The 18,506-nt window shown below is 61.0% G+C and carries 10 protein-coding genes, 2 tRNA genes, 1 rRNA gene and 2 pseudogenes; 14 read left to right on the top strand and 1 reads right to left on the bottom strand.

Features of this window, described 5'->3' with window-relative positions; genetic code table 11:
* The first annotated feature begins 5 nt into the window (after window positions 1–5).
* From OKW44_RS11685 to OKW44_RS11635, 11 genes and pseudogenes are all read left to right on the top strand, one after another.
* Entirely contained in the window at window positions 6–1,394 is a 1,389-nt protein-coding gene (locus tag OKW44_RS11685) for an MmgE/PrpD family protein (protein WP_018420737.1), read from the top strand.
* Window positions 1,391–2,200: an HpcH/HpaI aldolase/citrate lyase family protein gene (locus tag OKW44_RS11680; protein ID WP_018420738.1), complete on the top strand. Its 810-nt coding sequence runs from the start codon at window positions 1,391–1,393 to the stop codon at window positions 2,198–2,200. The genes OKW44_RS11685 and OKW44_RS11680 overlap by 4 nt, the downstream gene beginning before the upstream one ends.
* A 169-nt stretch (window positions 2,201–2,369) precedes the next feature.
* Window positions 2,370–3,989 carry a glycoside hydrolase family 43 protein gene (locus OKW44_RS11675; protein ID WP_026225850.1) on the top strand — a complete coding sequence of 540 codons (1,620 nt, stop codon included), beginning with the start codon at window positions 2,370–2,372 and terminating at the stop codon, window positions 3,987–3,989.
* 48 nt (window positions 3,990–4,037) lie between these two features.
* Window positions 4,038–5,336, top strand: coding sequence for an MFS transporter (locus OKW44_RS11670; protein WP_018420740.1), 1,299 nt, complete (start codon window positions 4,038–4,040; stop codon window positions 5,334–5,336).
* Window positions 5,337–5,379: 43 nt separating this feature from the next.
* Window positions 5,380–5,726, top strand: a pseudogene (locus OKW44_RS11665) (type 2 periplasmic-binding domain-containing protein); the annotation flags it as partial.
* Window positions 5,727–6,024: 298 nt separating this feature from the next.
* Window positions 6,025–7,407 carry an MFS transporter gene (locus tag OKW44_RS11660; protein ID WP_018420743.1) on the top strand — a complete coding sequence of 461 codons (1,383 nt, stop codon included), beginning with the start codon at window positions 6,025–6,027 and terminating at the stop codon, window positions 7,405–7,407.
* A gap of 114 nt (window positions 7,408–7,521) precedes the next feature.
* A complete protein-coding gene (locus OKW44_RS11655; RefSeq protein WP_026225851.1) occupies window positions 7,522–8,433 on the top strand; it encodes a LysR family transcriptional regulator in 912 nt (303 codons plus the stop codon).
* Between the two features lie 170 nt (window positions 8,434–8,603).
* A complete protein-coding gene (gene amaB, locus OKW44_RS11650) occupies window positions 8,604–10,103 on the top strand; it encodes an L-piperidine-6-carboxylate dehydrogenase (RefSeq protein ID WP_018420745.1) in 1,500 nt (499 codons plus the stop codon).
* Between the two features lie 156 nt (window positions 10,104–10,259).
* A complete protein-coding gene (locus tag OKW44_RS11645) occupies window positions 10,260–11,432 on the top strand; it encodes an NAD(P)/FAD-dependent oxidoreductase (protein ID WP_018420746.1) in 1,173 nt (390 codons plus the stop codon).
* A gap of 24 nt (window positions 11,433–11,456) precedes the next feature.
* Window positions 11,457–11,873 (top strand): annotated as a pseudogene (locus OKW44_RS11640) (aminotransferase class I/II-fold pyridoxal phosphate-dependent enzyme); the annotation flags it as partial.
* 629 nt (window positions 11,874–12,502) lie between these two features.
* On the top strand, window positions 12,503–13,606 hold the full coding sequence (locus OKW44_RS11635) for a YjgN family protein (RefSeq protein WP_018420748.1): 1,104 nt from the start codon (window positions 12,503–12,505) through the stop codon (window positions 13,604–13,606).
* A 328-nt stretch (window positions 13,607–13,934) separates the two neighbouring features.
* Here the strand turns inward: OKW44_RS11635 and rpoD are convergent, their stop codons facing one another.
* Window positions 13,935–15,932, bottom strand: coding sequence for an RNA polymerase sigma factor RpoD (gene rpoD, locus OKW44_RS11630; RefSeq protein ID WP_018420749.1), 1,998 nt, complete (start codon window positions 15,930–15,932; stop codon window positions 13,935–13,937).
* A 719-nt stretch (window positions 15,933–16,651) separates the two neighbouring features.
* On the opposite strand from rpoD, the gene OKW44_RS11625 reads away from it, so the two are divergent.
* The 3 genes from OKW44_RS11625 (at window position 16,652) to OKW44_RS11615 (ending at window position 18,469) form a co-directional block, all read left to right on the top strand.
* Window positions 16,652–18,184 (top strand): 16S ribosomal RNA (locus tag OKW44_RS11625).
* Window positions 18,185–18,263: 79 nt separating this feature from the next.
* Window positions 18,264–18,340: transfer RNA gene (locus OKW44_RS11620), tRNA-Ile, on the top strand.
* 53 nt (window positions 18,341–18,393) lie between these two features.
* Window positions 18,394–18,469, top strand: a tRNA-Ala gene (locus OKW44_RS11615).
* Window positions 18,470–18,506: the final 37 nt, after the last annotated feature.

Here is an 18,506-nt window from a genome sequence, read left to right as displayed (position 1 = left end):
ACCTCATGAACGACCATCCCAGTCTCACGCTTGCCACTTTCGCCGCGCAACTCGACTTCGACCGCATCCCGCACGAGGTCGTCGAGCGTACCGTCAACCTGTACGTCGATTGGCTTGGCTCGGCGCTGGCCGGCAAAGGCGCGCGCCCGGTCGAGACGATCGCACGGTTCGCACGCGCGGCAGCGGGGGCGACGAACGGGGGCCTCTGCGAGGTGCTGATCGACCGCGGTCGCACCACGCCGTATTTCGCCGCGATGATCAACGGCGCGGCATCGCATTTCGCCGAACAGGACGATGTGCACAATGGCTCGGTGTTTCATCCGGCGACCGTGGTGTTTCCGGTTGCGCTCGCGTTGGCACAGGCAAAGCGAGCGTCGGGGCGCGACTTCATCGCGGCGGCGGTGGCGGGATACGAGGTCGGCATTCGCATCGGCGAATTTCTCGGGCGCTCGCACTACAAGGTGTTTCACACCACGGGCACGGTCGGCACGGTCGCGGCCGCGGCAACGGCAGGACGCTTGCTGGGTTTGTTGCCGTCGCGGATGCTCGATGCGTTCGGCTCGGCGGGCACGCAGGCGAGCGGCCTATGGGAATTTCTGCGCGACGCCGCCGACTCGAAGCAACTGCACACCGCGATGGCCGCCGCGAACGGCCTGATGGCCGCGCAACTCGCCGCCGACGGCTTCAAGGGCGCGACGCACATTCTCGAAGGCGCCCAGGGCATGGCCGCGGGCATGTCGAGCGACGCCGATCCGGCGCGCCTCGTCGATCGGCTTGGCAGCCGCTGGGCGACCGCGGAGACGTCGTTCAAGTATCACGCGGCGTGCCGCCATACGCATCCGGCCGCCGATGCGCTGCTCGCCGTCATGCAGACGCATCGTTTCGCGCCGCGCGACATCGCGAAGGTCGTCGCGCACGTGCATCAAGGCGCGATCGATGTCCTCGGTCCCGTGGTCGCGCCGCGCAGCGTACATCAGGCGAAGTTCAACATGGGCACAGTGCTCGGGCTGGTCGCCCATCACGGCTATGCCGGCGTGACCGAATTCGAGCAGGGTTTCGACGCGAGCGAGATCGCCGCGTTTCGCGACAAGGTCACAATGGCGCTCGACGCTGAAGTCGACGCCGCCTATCCCGCACGCTGGATCGGCAAGGTCACGGTGACGACGACCGACGGCCGCGTGTTCGATGGGCGTGTCGATGAGCCGAAGGGCGATCCAGGCAATACCTTGTCGCGCGACGAGATTGCGACGAAGCTGCATCGGCTGGCGGCGTTTTCGGGTGCGGCTAGCGAAGAGGAGGCGGCGCAACTGCTTCGCCGCGCATGGCATATTGCCGACGAGAAGCAGATTGGCTCGATATTCGATGCAACTTCGCGCACGATGGTGGCGGCATGAGCGCGTTGCCCCGGTCGTATCTGTTCGTGCCTGGGAATCGGCCTGAGCGGTTTGACAAGGCCTATGCGGCCGGCGCGGATGCCGTGATTCTCGATCTGGAAGACGCGGTGCAGCCGGATCAGAAGGTGCCGGCGCGTGCGGCCGTTGTGGCCGCGGTGTCGGCTAACGCATCGCGGACCGCCTGGGTGCGTATCAATGGCTCGGATACGCCATGGTTTCCAGATGACGTTGCGGCGCTCGTTGGGCAGACCGGCGTCGCCGGAATCGTGCTGCCGAAGGCTGAGACGCGCGAACAGATCGGCGCGGTGCTGGCGAACGCGCATCCGGCGTTGAGCGTGCTGCCGATTGTCGAGACTGCGCGCGGGTTCGCGAATCTTGCGGAGTTATGCGGCGCGCCGCGCGTGCTACGGATCGTGTTCGGTACGCTGGATTTTCAGATCGATCTCGGCATCGATGGGGATGGCGAGGAGTTGCATCTGTTTCGCTCGCAGATCGTGCTTGCGTCGAGGCTGGCTGGCATTGATGCGCCGGTGGATGGCGTGTCGACGACCATTACCGATGCCGATGCGGTGCGAGCTGATGCGCGGCGCGGCCGGCGGTTCGGTTTCGGCGGCAAGCTTTGCATTCATCCGAAGCAGATCGAGTCGGTGCATCGCGCGTATGCATGGAGTGACGCCGAGGTGGAGTGGGCGCAACGGGTGCTTGCGGCTGTCGAGGCGAGCCATGGCGCCACGGTTGCCGTGGATGGGAGGATGGTCGATATGCCGGTGATTCTGCGGGCGCGGAGTGTTGTGGGCGATTCCTAATGCTTCTGACAATGCCGTTTTCCGTCGCGCCTTCATAGCAGGATTCCTATATATCGAGGGAGCGGGCGTGCTCAGGGCATCCGGTTGAGCGGAAAGTTTTTTTCGGTGTCGCAACGTCGTCGGTAAAGAAGATCTGTTCCTCTCAGCACGTCAAAAAAATACCCTCCCGATGAGTACTATTCAAAATCCAGTTCTGCGCGGCTTCAACCCGGATCCTTGCGTATGCCGTGGCAAGGATGCCTGGTATATCGCGGTTTCAACGTTTGAATGGTATCCGGGCGTTCTCATTTACGAATCAAAAGATTTCGTCAACTGGGAACTCGAGGCCACGCCTCTCGACAGGCTATCGCAATTGAACCTGATCGGAGAGCAGCCGTCTGGAGGCATATGGGCGCCAGCCCTCTCCTATCACGACGGTCTTTATTGGCTCGTCTATACCGACACCAAGGCATGGAAAGGCGAGCAGAAGATCTCCCCGCTTCGTGACATGCACAACTACCTCGTAACCGCCCCGGACATCACCGGACCCTGGTCGGAGCCCGTGCATCTCGTGTCCGGTGGATACGATCCATCCCTGTTCCACGACGAATCTGGCAAAAAGTGGCTCGCCTATATCCGGCGCGATTTCAGAGGTATCTACGAAGACCTGTTCGTCGGAATCGTTCTGCGGGAATACTCGGTGCAGGAGGAAAAGCTGATCGGCGAAGAGCACGTCGTTTATAAAGGCGCCAACCTGAAGACCGATTACTTCATGAAATGTCAGATCTACGAGGCTCCGCATTTGCTGAAGAAGGGAGACTGGTATTACCTGATCACAGCGGAGGGGGGCACAGGCTATACACATGCAACGTGTGTATCTAGGTCCCGCGACATTTTCGGTCCATACGAACTTCATCCTGATACGCCGATGCTCACGTCGCGCGACGCGAATGGACGGATTCAGCGGACCGGCCACGGCAATCTGGTCGAGGGTCCCAACGGCCAGTGGTACATGACGTACCTCGGATCGAGACCGATCGATGCGCACACGAAGCGCTCGCCGCTAGGCCGTGAAACCTGTGTCGCACCTATCGAATGGCATGCCGACTGGCCCCGCCTCGCCAGTGGCGGAGTGGTTCCCGCCGAATCTTTTGCGATTGGCTCGGATATCGAGCAAAGGCTCGACAGCAGTTGGACGATCGATTTCGGACAACGTGCCGCGCTGCCCCTGGAACTGCAGAGTCTGCGCATCCCCATCGGCGACGACTGGTGCAATCTTCACGAACGTCCGGGCTATCTGCGAATAAGGGGGCAAGAGTCGCCGACTTCGCGGTTCCATCAAAGCTTGTTGGCCTGTCGCATCCGCGACTGGCAGTTCGAGGTCGAAACCGCGCTGGAATTTTCACCCAAGTCATATCTGCACATGGCTGGGCTCATGGCGCGTTACGACGAGAACACTTTCTACTATCTGTTCGTCACGCGCGACGACGACGGCTCAAAAATCCTGTCCTACATGGAAATGGATGCTGGCAGCTTCGCCTACAGCAATCGACTGGCGACGCTGCCCGAGGCCACCGGGATCGACCTGCGGATTCGCGTCGTGGACGCGAAACTGCGCTTCTTCTATCGCTTGACGCACGGTGACTGGAAGGACCTTGAACTGGAAAAGGATTTCACGAAACTCAGCGATGAATATGCAACCCCCATCGGCTTCACGGGGGCATTCGCAGGTATCACCGTCAACGACATGCTTGGCTTTCGCGAGCCTGCCGATTTCAAGTCGTTCTCGTACCGCCAATTGATCGGCTAAAGCTCGGGTTTCGTGTCATCGCTGTCATTTAATAATAAGGAAGATCTCATGCGCTTTCGTTGGAGACATCGCTACCTCGTACTGCTTATTTTGTTCGCAATCTATCTGCTGTGTTACATGGACAGAATGATCATGGCAGCGGCTATTCCATTCATTGCGTCCGAGTTTCATCTGTCCGCGATGGAAATGGGTGGAATCCTGAGCGCGTTCTTCTTTAGCTACGCGCTATGTCAGATCCCGGCTGGCCTGCTTGCAGACAGATTCGGTCCGCGGCTGATGACGACGATCGGCATCGCCTGGTGGACGATTTTCACCGCGCTTACCGGACTGTGCAATTCGCTCGGCTTGATGCTGGTGGTGCGGGTCGCGTTCGGCATCGGCGAAGCGCTCTTTCCTCCCTCCGCGTTCAAGGCCCTGTCGGCGTGGTTCCCAAAGCGCGAAGTGGGACGGGCAACCGGGCTGATGATGACCACTAATGCGCTGGGACCCGCACTGGCGCCGCTGTTCGTGGCGGCCGTGATGGCCGCGTGGGGATGGCGCGCGATTTTCACGAGTCTGTTCATACCCGGTGTCGCGATGGCCGTATTCGGCTGGATCTATATCAGAAACAGCCCGAAAGACAGCAAGCACGTTTCGAAGATCGAATTGGAGGAAATCGGTACCAGCGAAAGATCTTTGTCTGCCTCTGCCGGCAAAGCGGATTTTGCTGGTTTGGTGAAAACGCCGCTGGTCTGGTGGTGCTTCGTCACCTTGTTCGTTTTCAGCATCGCCTCGTGGGGCATCATGAGCTGGTTCCCGACGTATCTGCTGAAAGCGCGCGGCCTTTCGACGGCCAGAATGGGCATTATGGCGTCGGTGCCATTTCTCGTCGGCACGATTGCCTATTGCATCACGGGCTTTCTTTCCGACAAGTTCTTCCGCAATCGTCGCGAATTGCTTGTCGTCCTCGGCTGCGTCGTGGCCGCCATCTTTGCCTATCTGACGGCCCATGCGGAGACCGCGGAAACGGCGGTGTTCTTTCAGACGATCGGCTACTTTTTCTCAACCATGGCCGGCTGTTCGCTGTACACCATCCCGAACGTCGCGCTGCCGAACAAGGTCGTCGGGTCCGCAATCGGCTTTGTCAATGCGGCGGGTCAGCTGGCAGGATTTCTTTCCCCGCTGATCGTCGGTTACATCCTGACCAGGACGAATGACGACTTCAATGTCGTATTCCACCTCTTCGTCGGCTGCTTCTTGTTGGCTTCGGTTTCCGCCTGGTTCATCAATACGAGGACGGACCGCAGCGACTCTGTCGCGCGGAGCGCCGGCGCAGAAGTGCCCGTGCAGAAGCGGACAGCGGGATAAATGGCGCGACGGGGCTTGAGCCGGCGATAACTCCGGCTCAGTCACCGGCTTTGGGCAACGACTCGATCGGTTCATGGATGCGCATCCTGAACTCGAAATCGAGTTCATCGCGCCGCAAGCTGCTCGACCCGGCCGTGGTGACGGTAGCCGCGCCGTCGTACATCGCGCGACTGGGGCGGCCGGCGAAGCCGGAAGATCTCGAAGGCCCGAGCCACCGATGCCTGGAATCCGTAATTCGGAGACAGGAAAGAGGGGCGGTTGATCAATCTCGTTCCCGACTGGCCTGACGAGCGCTATCCCCTCTACGCGTGCTATCGGTCACGGCATCACTGGCCGGCGAAGACGCGTGCCTTTCTGGACTTCGTTGTCGAGTTGGCGAACGCTCACTAGCGAGCGGCCGTTACCCAAACGGCTTGCATTAATCGACCTCGACGCGCTGCCGCCTTTCGGGTATGCAAATCGCTTTTTTGCCATTCCCTTAATCAAACCGGAACACTCACCTCCAAAAAGCCCAATTCCCACTCCGCGTCACCTGTCGCACTCTTGAAGCCAACGGCCCTGCACGATCCGACAACGGCCGTTCAGCGCTCTGCCCCGAGCCGCCGCATCGAACGAAGGCGGTCTCGCAGAACTGTTCCGCGCTCGCGCCTCTCGCCCGCGCGCCGCCTAAAAAGACAGGAGACACAATTTGCCAGCCCCCATCAACTCCGGCGCCCGCCTCGACCGCCTGCCGATCACCCGCTTCCACTGGAACATCCTCGGCCTGATCGGCGCGGGTGCTTTCCTCGACGCCTTCGACATCTATCTCGCCAACGGCGTGCTCGCGGCGATGGTCAAAACCGGCTTCACCGATCTCCGCCTCGGCTCGTTCTTCATCTCCGCGACCTTCATGGGCATGATGATCGGCGCGGGGCTGGCAGGCTATCTCGGCGACCGCTTCGGTCGACGCTATTCGTATCAGGCCAATCTCGCGATCTTCGGCATCGCATCGCTCGCCGCCTGCTTCGCGCCGAACATCTACTGGCTGATCCTGCTGCGCTTCGTCATGGGCATTGGCCTTGGCGCCGAACTCGTGGTCGCGGCCGGCACGCTGTGTGAGTTCGTGCCACCCGCCACACGCGGCCGCTGGACCGCGCTGCTCGCGCTGATCATCAACTCCGGTCTGCTCGGCGCGACCGCAGTCGGCTATTGGGTAATTCCACATCTCGGCTGGCGCTACATGTTCGCGATCGCGGGGATTGGCGCGATGGTCGTGTGGTTCCTGCGGCATCGGATGCCAGAGTCGCCGCGCTGGCTCGAAACGGTCGGCCGGCTCGAAGAGGCGGAGGCCACCGTCTCGGCAATCGAGCGACAGGTCGAGGCGCGCGTCGGCAAGCTGCCGCCGGTTTCGCGCGTGGTCAGTCACGAGGTGCCGGCCGCGCCGTTCTCGGCGCTGTTCGCGCGCGGCATGATCGGCCGCACGCTGGTCGCCGCGCTGACCTGCATGGCGATCAACATGTCGCTGTACGGTTTCGTCGCGTGGCTGCCGACGTTCTTCGTCAAGGAAGGCCTGACCATCGTGCAGTCGCTCGGCTTCGTGCTGCTGATGTCGTTCGGTGCGCCCGCCGGCGCTGTCGTCGGTTATCTCGTGACGGACCGCCTGGGGCGACGCAACGGCATCGTGCTGTTCTCGCTTGCAACGATCGTGCTCGGCTTCGTCTACGTGCAGATGCGCGCGCCAGTGCCGATCGCGGTCGTCGGTTTCGCGCTCGTCACGACGATCTATACGGTCTGCACGCTCGGCCTGTTCGGCTATATCCCCGAGCTGTTTCCGACCGCGCATCGCTTGCGCGGCACCGGCGTGGCCGGCACGTGCGGCCGCGCGGCGTCGATGTCGACACCCTACGTCGCGCTGCTGCTCTACACGGAGTTCGGCGTGACGGGTGTGCTGACGATGGTCGGTGGCGTGCTGTTGTTGCTGAGTATCGCGATTCTCGCGCTGCGCATCGAAACGAGTCAGCAGACGCTCGAAGAGATTTCGCCCGATGCCGAGCTGATACCGCAAGCGGAGATGATGCGAGAGTCGGCTTAAGCCGTGCGCGCATCAAGGTGATCTGTCGATTCGGATCTTTCCCCGGCTAAATTTTCACCGCACCCGGTTAAGATGAAAGTTTGCTTTGCGCATGCTTCGCTAGCAGCTTTCATCATGCACTTCGATTTCGTAGATTTACGCCTGCTCCTGCATATCGCCGACACGCGCAACCTCGCGCGTGCGGCGGAGCGTTCGCACCTATCGGCGCCGGCCGCCAGCAACCGGGTCAAGAATCTCGAGGAGCAGCTCGGCATCAAGCTGCTCTATCGAACCAGCCAGGGCGTGACGCCGACACCCGCGGGCGAAGCCTTCGTGCATCACGCGCGGCTCGTGCTCGAACGCGTCGAGCATCTGGCCGGCGACATGCAGGAGTATGGCGAGGGCATCAAGGGCCACGTGCGCATCTGGGCCAACACGACCGCGATCAGCGAGTTTCTGCCGGCCGTGCTGAGCCGTTTCCTGCGCGATCACCCGGACGTGAACATCGATCTGCGCGAAGTGCTGAGCGGCGAGATCGTCAAGGGCGTCGCCGACAGCGCGACCGATATCGGCATCGTCGCGGGCAATGTGCATGCCGAGCATCTGCAGATGCTGCCATATCGCGACGATCGGCTCGTGCTGGTTACGTCGTGCGAGCATCCGTTCGCGAGACAAGCGTCGGTCGATTTCTCGCAGGTGCTGAACGCGAACTTCGTGAGCCTGCCGACGTCGAGCGCGATTCACGCGTTCATCACGAGTGCCGCCGATGCGCTCGGCGCGCGTCTCAAACTTCGCATCCAGGTCGGCAACTTCGAGGCCGCGTGCCGGATGATCGAGGCGGGTGTCGGAATCGGCATCGTGCCGGAGTCGGTAGCGCTGCGGCACAGAAAGACGATGCAGATCGCGATCGTCGGCCTGAACGATCCGTGGGCCGAGCGCAAGCTGAAGATCTGCGTGCGCAGTCTGAAGGACTTGCCGCCGTTCGCGCGTGTGCTGGTCGACCGGTTGATGGCGGTGCTGGAGGAGAACGGCGCGCCAGATGCTTGACGCGCGGGCGTGACACCCGCCCGAAGTCTGACGAAGTTTCCTTCTGGAAACAGCGCCGCCTTTTGTCAACCTGTATTTCACTCTCCAAGCATCTTCTTGCGGGCACAAAAACCCGCGTGTATAGTTTCCGAACTTACTCTTGTTTCGTATCGGAAATTAAAGGGGTTCACATGGACGCGTCCACTATCCTCGCCCGTCTCGGCATTGCCCAAGCCGCGCAAGCCGGCGATATCGCCGTTCATTCACCGATCACCGGCGAGCTCATCGGCCGTGTGGCCAGCCAGACGGCGGTCGAGGTCGACGCGGCGCTCGCCCGGGCCAAAGACGCGTTTGCCGTGTGGCGTAACGTGCCGGCACCGCGCCGCGGCGAGCTGGTGCGGCTGCTCGGCAATCGGCTGCGCGAACAGAAGCAGGCGCTCGGCAGCCTCGTCTCGCTGGAGACGGGCAAGATCCTGCAGGAAGGCATGGGCGAAGTGCAGGAGATGATCGACATCTGCGATTTCGCGGTCGGTCTGTCGCGTCAGCTGTACGGTTTGACGATCGCGTCCGAGCGCCCGGGTCATCGGATGGCGGAGTCGTGGCATCCGCTCGGCACCTGCGTCGTGATCTCGGCGTTCAATTTCCCGGTGGCGGTCTGGTCATGGAATGCGGCGCTCGCGCTGGTGTGCGGCAACGCGGTGATCTGGAAGCCGTCCGAAAAGACGCCGCTCTCGGCGCTGGCCGTAAACAGGATTCTCGAAGACGCGCTGAAGGAATTCGGCGACGCGCCAGCCGGCCTGGCCGCGTTGATCAACGGCGGGCGCGACGTGGGTGAAAAGCTCGTGGCCGATCCGCGCGCGTCGATCGTCAGCGCGACGGGCAGCACGGAAATGGGTCGCAAGGTTGGCGTCGAAGTGGCGAAGCGCTTCGGCCGCTCGCTGCTCGAACTCGGTGGCAACAACGCCGGCATCGTCACGCAGACGGCCGACCATGAACTCGCGATGCGCGGCATCCTGTTCTCGGCGGTCGGCACGGCCGGTCAGCGCTGCACGTCGTTGCGGCGTCTGTTCGTGCACGACAGCGTGTACGAGAAGACCGTCGAGCGTCTGAAGCAGTTGTATAGCCGCGTGCCGATCGGCAATCCGCTCGAAAAGGGCACGCTGATGGGGCCGCTGATCGACCGTCAATCGTTCGACCGCATGCAGGAAGCGCTGCAGCAGGCGAAGGCCGGGGGCGGCAAGGTGTTCGGCGGCGAGCGAGTCGAAGTGAAGGGTTATGAGGGCGGCTACTACGTGCGTCCGGCCATCGTCGAGATGCCGTCGCAAACGTTGGTCGTGCTGAAGGAAACGTTCGCGCCAATTCTGTACGTGCTGCGCTATGCCGATTTCGCCGATGCGGTCGAGGCGAACAATGCAGCGCATCACGGCTTGTCGTCGTGCGTGTTCACAAGCGACCTGCGCGAAGCGGAACGCTTCGTGTCCGCGTCGGGCAGCGACTGCGGCATCGCAAACGTCAACATCGGACCGAGCGGCGCGGAGATCGGCGGTGCGTTTGGCGGCGAGAAGGAAACGGGCGGCGGGCGCGAGTCGGGTTCGGATGCGTGGAAGGCTTATATGCGTCGCGCGACCAATACCGTGAACTACTCGTCGGCGTTGCCGCTTGCGCAGGGTATCGACTTCAATCTCGACTGAGCGCGCAAGTGTGACGTCGTGAACGATGGCGGCGCATCGCGTTGATGCCGGTGCGCCGCCGTCGCCGTCCGGCGCGCCCCAGCCGCGCGTTCCAGATAGCAATCCGTTTGCGCCGCCCGGCGTTCCGGAGCGGCCACGTTACTCGTGGAGTAAGACGTGAGTTCGAAAGTCGTGATCGTCGGCGGTGGGGTGATCGGCAGTTCGATTGCGTATTTCTTGCGGCTGTCCGATCCGACAGTCGGCGTCACGGTAATCGAGCGCGATCCGACCTATGCGCGTTCGTCGTCGGCCTTGTCGGCGGCGTCGATCCGCCAGCAGTTTTCTACGCCGCTTTCCATTCAGATGTCGCTGTTCGGCATCGAGTTTCTTCGCTCGATCGGCGAGCGGCTCGAAGTCGACGGCACCCGGCCCTCGATCGATCTGCACGAAGGCGGCTACCTGTTTCTCGCGACACCTGCCGGTGAAGCGACGCTGCGCGAGAATCACGCGCTGCAAAAAAGCCTCGGCGCAGATATCAGCCTGCTCGACACGCATGGCTTGCAAACGCGCTTCCCTTGGCTCAATACCGACGACCTCGTTGCCGGCGCTTATGGCGAAAGCGGCGAGGGCTGGTTCGACGGCTACGGTTTAGTACAGGCGCTGCGCAAAAAAGCGCAGGCGCTCGGCGCGCGCTATGTCGCGGCAGACGTTACCGAGCTGCATCGCGAGGGCAATCGCGTCACGCAGGTACAAACCGCGGACGGTGAGACCTATGCTTGCGACGTCGTCGTCAACGCGGCCGGCGCATGGTCGCGCAAGGTCGCACAGATGGTCGGCATCGATCTGCCCGTCTATGCGCGGCGGCGCAGTATCTTCAACGTCACGTCGCCGGCAAAGCTTGAACGCTGTCCGCTGCTGATCGATCCGAGCGGCGTGTACTTCCGGCCTGAAGGCAATTCGTATATCTGCGGCACGTCGCCGTCGGCCGATAACGATCCCGACGATCTACCGCTCGATGAAGTCGATCACGTGCTATTCGACGACGTGATCTGGCCGACGCTCGCCAATCGCGTGCCGCAATTCGAGGCGCTGCGCGTGCAGAACTGCTGGTCTGGCTATTACGAATACAACGTGCTCGATCAGAACGCGATCATTGGCCATCACCCGGATATCGATAACTGCATTTTCGCGAATGGGTTCAGCGGCCACGGTTTGCAACAAGGGCCGGCAACCGGACGCGGCATCAGCGAATTGATTCTGCATGGCCGCTATGCGACGCTCGATCTGAGTTCACTAAGCTTTGCGCGCGTGCTCGAAAACCGGCCGATCATCGAAAAGAACGTGGTGTAGCGCGTTATATGGCCCGATGCGCGGGTCGCGAAGCAGACCGTCGATCTATGCAGCGCGCCTTGGACCCAGGCGATTGCCGCCGAGTACCTCGCGAGCGGCGCGCTGGAGCGGCATCTGCCGCGCATTGTCGATGCCTATTCCGTCAAATGCCGCGCGCTATGCGATGCGCTCGACACGCATTTCTCGCGGCACATCGCATTTCATCGTCCGGCCGGCGGCATGTTCGTGTGGGCGCGTCTGGACGCGGCACGCGATGCGTCCGACTATCTGCGTGTGTGCATCGAACAGAACGTGATGTTCGTGCCGGGTGTCGCGTCTTACCAGGGCGCGGCCGATAGGGCTGCGCTGCGTCTGTCGTTTGCCGCGCCGGGTGTGGCGGAGATTGAAACCGGCGTGCACCGAATGAACCGCGCGCTCGAACAGTACTTCGACGAGCAATAAAATCCTTATTGCATCTACACAATCAGTGGAATGCGGCAGATTACCCGGCGAGCATCTAATGTGCAGCCGGGTTTTTCTATCCAAACGCCAAAAACTGTGGCGATTTAACAGAATTCACCGCATTCCTTATTAATCGCGAATCGCGTTGAGTTCGAATACGCAATCGTTTTCGTCCGCGCGTGCCGTTCTATGAGACCGACCGTGGCAAGCCGCAGATGAGGCCGCCCGGGATTGCCACGTCGAACAGCGCGTACGCGCGAGTGGACCCCTCAAATGATTGCCCCCAATGAAATCGTTATTGCACGCCTTAATTTCAAGATTATGCAATTTGAATAAATTCCGGCGTTTGCCAAATCTTGTAATGCAAATCGTCGATTTATATGCGGAAATGCCATTTATAAAGATAAGAAACCGTGTAATTATCGTGTTTGCCGGCCGGCCTCCGTTTTGCGTGATTCCCGCAATGTCTGAAAGACAGGTTTTACCCGGGTTCGCGCCACACGAGTCGGCCTTCGCACGGGAAAGCACCGTCGCCCGTCGCGTTCGCCCACGCATGCCGCATACGAGTGCCGCACGAGAATGCGTGAGTGGGCCACAAAAACGTTAAATGAGGAAAAGAGGGCAACGCAATGAATTCACTCGACGAGAAGCGGCCGCTGCTGATCTACGACGGCACGCTCGGCGACCTCTACGGCATCTTTTTCAGAAACCTTCTGCTGCAAATCGTGACGCTCGGTATTTACCGCTTCTGGGCGACCACGAACAACCGCCGCTATGTCTGGTCGCGCATGCGGTTTCAGGACGAGCGCTTCGAGTACACGGGCACGGGGGGCGAGCTATTCAAGGGCTTTCTGTTCGCGATCGTGGTCGTGTTCAGCGCGGTTTTCGCGGCAGGCGCGCTGAGCGTGGTCTTGCGCATGCTGACGAAAAGCGCGGCACTCGGTTCGCTGCCTGTCATCGCGTTGTATCTGCTGATCGTCGTGCTCGCGGCGGGCGCGTTTTTCGGCGCGCAGCGCTATCGGCTGAGCCGGACGCAGTGGTGCGGTATTCGCGGCGGCATGACCGGCTCGGCGCTCGGCTTCGGCGTGCGTGCGTTGCTGTACGCGCTGTTGTGCGTTGTCACGCTTGGCCAGATGACGCCGTGGACATCGATGCGTCTGACGGAGTGCCGCATCAACGCGAGCAGCTTCGGTAGCCTGGCGTTTCGCTTCAAGGGGCGCGCGTGGGTTGTCTACGGTCTGTTCCTCGTTACGTTCGTCGGCGTGGTCGTGTTGTTCGCGGTGCTGTTCATGGTGTTTCTGAAGGGCGCTCTCGCATCGATGCATGTCGGCCACGTGCCGGGGGCGAGTACGGCGCCATCGCGGGCCGCGCTCGGATCCCTGTTTTTGTTTTATGCGCTGTTCTCCATAGGCACGATGCTGATCCGCGGCTTCTATGTCGCCGCGCTGACGCGCCACGTGATGGGCAATACGTCGCTCGGCTCGCAATTGCATTTCGGCAGTAACGTCAGCGTGGCGCGTCTGCTCAGTTTGCAGTGCGGCAACCTTGCGATCATCGTGTTCACGCTCGGCTTTGGCGCGCCAATCGTGCTGCATCGGCTGATGCGCTTTGCCGTCGACACGCTGCAGGTTTCCGGCTACATCGATCCGCATATGCTGGGGCAAAGCACCGTGGCGGCGCCGCTGACCGGCGAGGGCATGCTGAATCTGCTCGATCATGGCGGCGCCTTCTGAGATTGGACTCGCGTTGAGAGGGCGGCAATGGGCGGGTGGCGCACGATGTGCGGCAAGTAATGGGGCACGCGACTCATCGAAGGCGCGAGCGCGAAACGCAGTACGCTCAATGAGTTAGCGCAGTCATGCGCAGGTTGTCCACAAGCTTGTTCCCAAAATCTGTGGACAACAGGGGGCAGCGAAGCGGAGAACTCGCGCCTGAAGAATTGTGCAAAGGTACAGCACAGAAGCAAACAGCGGGACTCACCGTAGACCGGTTCATCCCGCTGCTTGTGTATGACGATGTGGCGGCTTGCCGTGCAGCGCGCACGACAAGCGTGGCAAACGCTTATCGGTCGAGGAACGACTTCAGACGGTCCGCGCGGCTCGGATGCATGAGCTTACGCATCGCCTTGCTCTCGATCTGACGGATCCGCTCGCGGGTCACGTCGAACTGCTTGCCCACTTCTTCAAGCGTGTGATCCGACTTCGTATTGATGCCGTAGCGCATGCGCAGCACCTTCGCTTCACGCGGGGACAGCGAGTCGAGCGCGTCGTCGATTGCGGCACGCAGGTCGGCCTGCATCGCGGCATCCGCAGGCGACGATACGCCAGCGTCTTCGATCATGTCGCCCAGCGTCGCATCACCGTCGTCGCCGACCGGCGTTTCGAGCGATACGGGTTGCTTCGCAATCTTCAGAATGCCGCGCACCTTCTCTTCCGACAGTTCCATGCGTTCCGCGAGCACCGCAGGATGCGCTTCCTGGCCGGTCTGCTGCAGGATCTCGCGCGAAATGCGGTTCAGCTTGTTGATCGTTTCGATCATGTGCACCGGCACGCGGATCGTACGCGCCTGATCGGCGAGCGAACGAGTGACGGCCTGACGGACCCACCACGTCGCGTACGTCGAAAACTTCCAGCCACGACGGTATTCGAACTTGTCCACGGCCTTCATCAGACCGATGTTGCCTTCCTGGATCAGGTCGAGGAACAGCATGCCGCGGTTCACGTACTTCTTCGCGATCGAGATCACGAGACGCAGGTTCGCCTCGATCATCTCGCTCTTGGCCTTGCGCATCTTCGATTCGGCCGCAACCATCTGGCGGTTGATTTCTTTCAGATGCTTGAGCGGCAGCGACACCGTCGCTTCGATGTCGATCAGCTTCTGCTGTTCGGACTGGATGGCCGGCAGATGACGCTCGAGCGCCGCACCATAGGTCGACCCGCCGGTGCGCGCGGCACGCTCGGTCCAGCCGAGGTCGGCCTCGCTACCCGCGAACGTTTCGATGAACTTCTCGCGCGGCATGCCGGCTTTCGAGACGACGATCTGCAAAATGTTGCGCTCGATCGCGCGCACTTGCGCGACCTGGTGCTGCACGTCGCCGCACAGACGGTCGATCGTGCGTGCGGTGAAGCGGATCTTCGCGAGGTGCTGCTGAATGTCTTCGCGTGCGCGCAGATAGGCCTTCGACGTGACGTCGCCGCGCGTGTGCGACGCGTTCATCTGATCGTACAGAATGCCGACCTGGGCGAAGATTTCGAGGCAGTCGCTCGTGAGCTGCTTCAGGCGAGCTTCGTCCGCCGCCGACGAATCGGCCGGACCGACGTCGTCGTCTTCTTCGTCTTCGCTGTCTTCGTCCGCGTCGCTGTCTTCATGAGCATCCGTATCAGCGCTCGCGGCTTCTTCCGCGGCGGCCGTCTCTTCATTCAGGCCGTCGACGAGTTCGTCGATGCGCAGCTCGCCGTCGGCAACCTGCTGCGCGCTCGCGAGGATCGCGGAGATCGCGAGCGGGCACGCGGCGATCGCCTGCACCATTTCGTGCAGGCCGTCTTCGATGCGCTTCGCAATCGCGATTTCGCCTGCGCGGGTGAGCAGCTCGGTCGCGCCCATTTCGCGCATGTACATACGCACGGGGTCGGTGGTGCGGCCGAACTCGGAGTCGACGGTCGACAGCGCGACTTCGGTTTCCTCGTCCGCCTGGTCGTCCGACACCACGGCGGGGGAATTCGAGTTGAGCAGCAGCGTTTCCGCGTCCGGGGCCTGCTCGTAGACCTGCACGCCCATGTCGCTGAACGCGCTGACGATGCTGTCGATCGCGGCGGTTGCGGTGAAGTTGTCGGGCAGGTGGTCGTTGATCTGCGCGTGGGTCAGGTAGCCTTGCTCTTTACCCAGCTGGATCAGTGCGCGCATCAGGCGCTGGCGTTCTTCGGCTTGTTGCGGAAGCAGCTCGGCTGCCACGGGGATCGCTTTGCCGGCGCCCTTGCCTTTGGCCGAACGGCCGGACGGAACTTTGGCAGTGAAGGCGGTGGTGTCGTGTTGCGAATCTTCGCGATCAAAAGGGTTCACGTAATTTCCTCTAGAGGCTTCGCTATGAGACGCAAGACGCTACCGTCAGGCGTTTCGAGCAGGGCTCAGCATCACCTGATGTGACTCAACGCGGTTGTTGGGCTGTGCTCTGGGGAGCAAAAAAGATGAGCCCGCTCGAAGCGGGCCGATGGACATGCGAAATTTTGCGCGGCTCGCATTATATACGAGCTTGGGGGTTCGCGCTCATGCGTGCACATCAAATCATCGCCGCTGTTGTCGCAGGCATGCGTGAGGCTACGCAGGTGCATAGTCCGAGGCCATGCGCGCGACCTAACCCAGATGGGGGCGAGTTGCTCCTTGCGCAAGGGGGCTCCATGTCGTATTCGTGATATGGAGTCGTATCCTCGCATGCTGTCCCCAAAAGAAATTCGCAGAAGGGGCTTGACGCGTTGTCGAGCGCTCTCCATAATCCCGTTTCTCTGCTGCAGACGCAGCGACGCAAACGAAGCAGTGCCGGGTAGGGTGGTTCAGGCGCGGCGGGTTTTGGCGGACCGATCTTTAAAAACTAACAGCCGATAAGTGTGGGCGCTTGATGCGGAATGCGGCGGCGGATTCTCCGGAGTCTGCTGCCAGGCAGAAGTATCAGCAGCCTCACACAGTATTAGAGGAAGGTTTGTCTGTCGGAAGACGGACTGATCATCGTCAGTACGTTGAGTGAGCGACCGGGTTCGAGAGAGCCCGAAAACAGTAACAGGTTTGAACTGAAGAGTTTGATCCTGGCTCAGATTGAACGCTGGCGGCATGCCTTACACATGCAAGTCGAACGGCAGCACGGACTCCGGTCTGGTGGCGAGTGGCGAACGGGTGAGTAATACATCGGAACGTGTCCTGGAGTGGGGGATAGCCCGGCGAAAGCCGGATTAATACCGCATACGCTCGGGAGAGGAAAGCGGGGGATCTTTCGGGACCTCGCGCTCAAGGGGCGGCCGATGGCAGATTAGGTAGTTGGTGGGGTAAAGGCCTACCAAGCCGACGATCTGTAGCTGGTCTGAGAGGACGACCAGCCACACTGGGACTGAGACACGGCCCAGACTCCTACGGGAGGCAGCAGTGGGGAATTTTGGACAATGGGCGCAAGCCTGATCCAGCAATGCCGCGTGTGTGAAGAAGGCCTTCGGGTTGTAAAGCACTTTTGTCCGGAAAGAAAACCTCGTGGCTAATATCCGTGAGGGATGACGGTACCGGAAGAATAAGCACCGGCTAACTACGTGCCAGCAGCCGCGGTAATACGTAGGGTGCGAGCGTTAATCGGAATTACTGGGCGTAAAGCGTGCGCAGGCGGTGCTGTAAGACCGATGTGAAATCCCCGGGCTTAACCTGGGAACTGCATTGGTGACTGCAGCGCTGGAGTATGGCAGAGGGGGGTGGAATTCCACGTGTAGCAGTGAAATGCGTAGAGATGTGGAGGAACACCGATGGCGAAGGCAGCCCCCTGGGCCAATACTGACGCTCATGCACGAAAGCGTGGGGAGCAAACAGGATTAGATACCCTGGTAGTCCACGCCCTAAACGATGTCAACTGGTTGTCGGGCCTTCATTGGCTTGGTAACGTAGCTAACGCGTGAAGTTGACCGCCTGGGGAGTACGGTCGCAAGATTAAAACTCAAAGGAATTGACGGGGACCCGCACAAGCGGTGGATGATGTGGATTAATTCGATGCAACGCGAAAAACCTTACCTACCCTTGACATGTATGGAATCCTGCCGAGAGGCGGGAGTGCCCGAAAGGGAGCCATAACACAGGTGCTGCATGGCTGTCGTCAGCTCGTGTCGTGAGATGTTGGGTTAAGTCCCGCAACGAGCGCAACCCTTGTCCCTAGTTGCTACGCAAGAGCACTCCAGGGAGACTGCCGGTGACAAACCGGAGGAAGGTGGGGATGACGTCAAGTCCTCATGGCCCTTATGGGTAGGGCTTCACACGTCATACAATGGTCGGAACAGAGGGTTGCCAAGCCGCGAGGTGGAGCCAATCCCAGAAAACCGATCGTAGTCCGGATCGCACTCTGCAACTCGGGTGCGTGAAGCTGGAATCGCTAGTAATCGCGGATCAGCATGCCGCGGTGAATACGTTCCCGGGTCTTGTACACACCGCCCGTCACACCATGGGAGTGGGTTTTACCAGAAGTGGCTAGTCTAACCGCAAGGAGGACGGTCACCACGGTAGGATTCATGACTGGGGTGAAGTCGTAACAAGGTAGCCGTATCGGAAGGTGCGGCTGGATCACCTCCTTTCCAGAGCTATGCATTCACTGCATTCAAGTGCTCACGCTTATCGGCTGTGGTTAATGGCAGCAACGCAGACAGACAGCAGGGGTCTGTAGCTCAGCCGGTTAGAGCACCGTCTTGATAAGGCGGGGGTCGATGGTTCGAATCCATCCAGACCCACCAGTGTCGTGTCGGGTGAGCTGAAGGGCTGGGGCCGCTGGAATGGCTGTGGGACAGGGGGATTAGCTCAGCTGGGAGAGCACCTGCTTTGCAAGCAGGGGGTCGTCGGTTCGATCCCGTCATCCTCCACCAATCCTCAATGCGCAGTGTTCTGCCTGCAGGCAGAGCG

This window comes from Paraburkholderia lebeckiae (assembly GCF_050436325.1).
Classification (GTDB): domain Bacteria; phylum Pseudomonadota; class Gammaproteobacteria; order Burkholderiales; family Burkholderiaceae; genus Paraburkholderia; species Paraburkholderia tuberum.
This window is presented reverse-complemented; position numbering and strand designations above follow the sequence as displayed.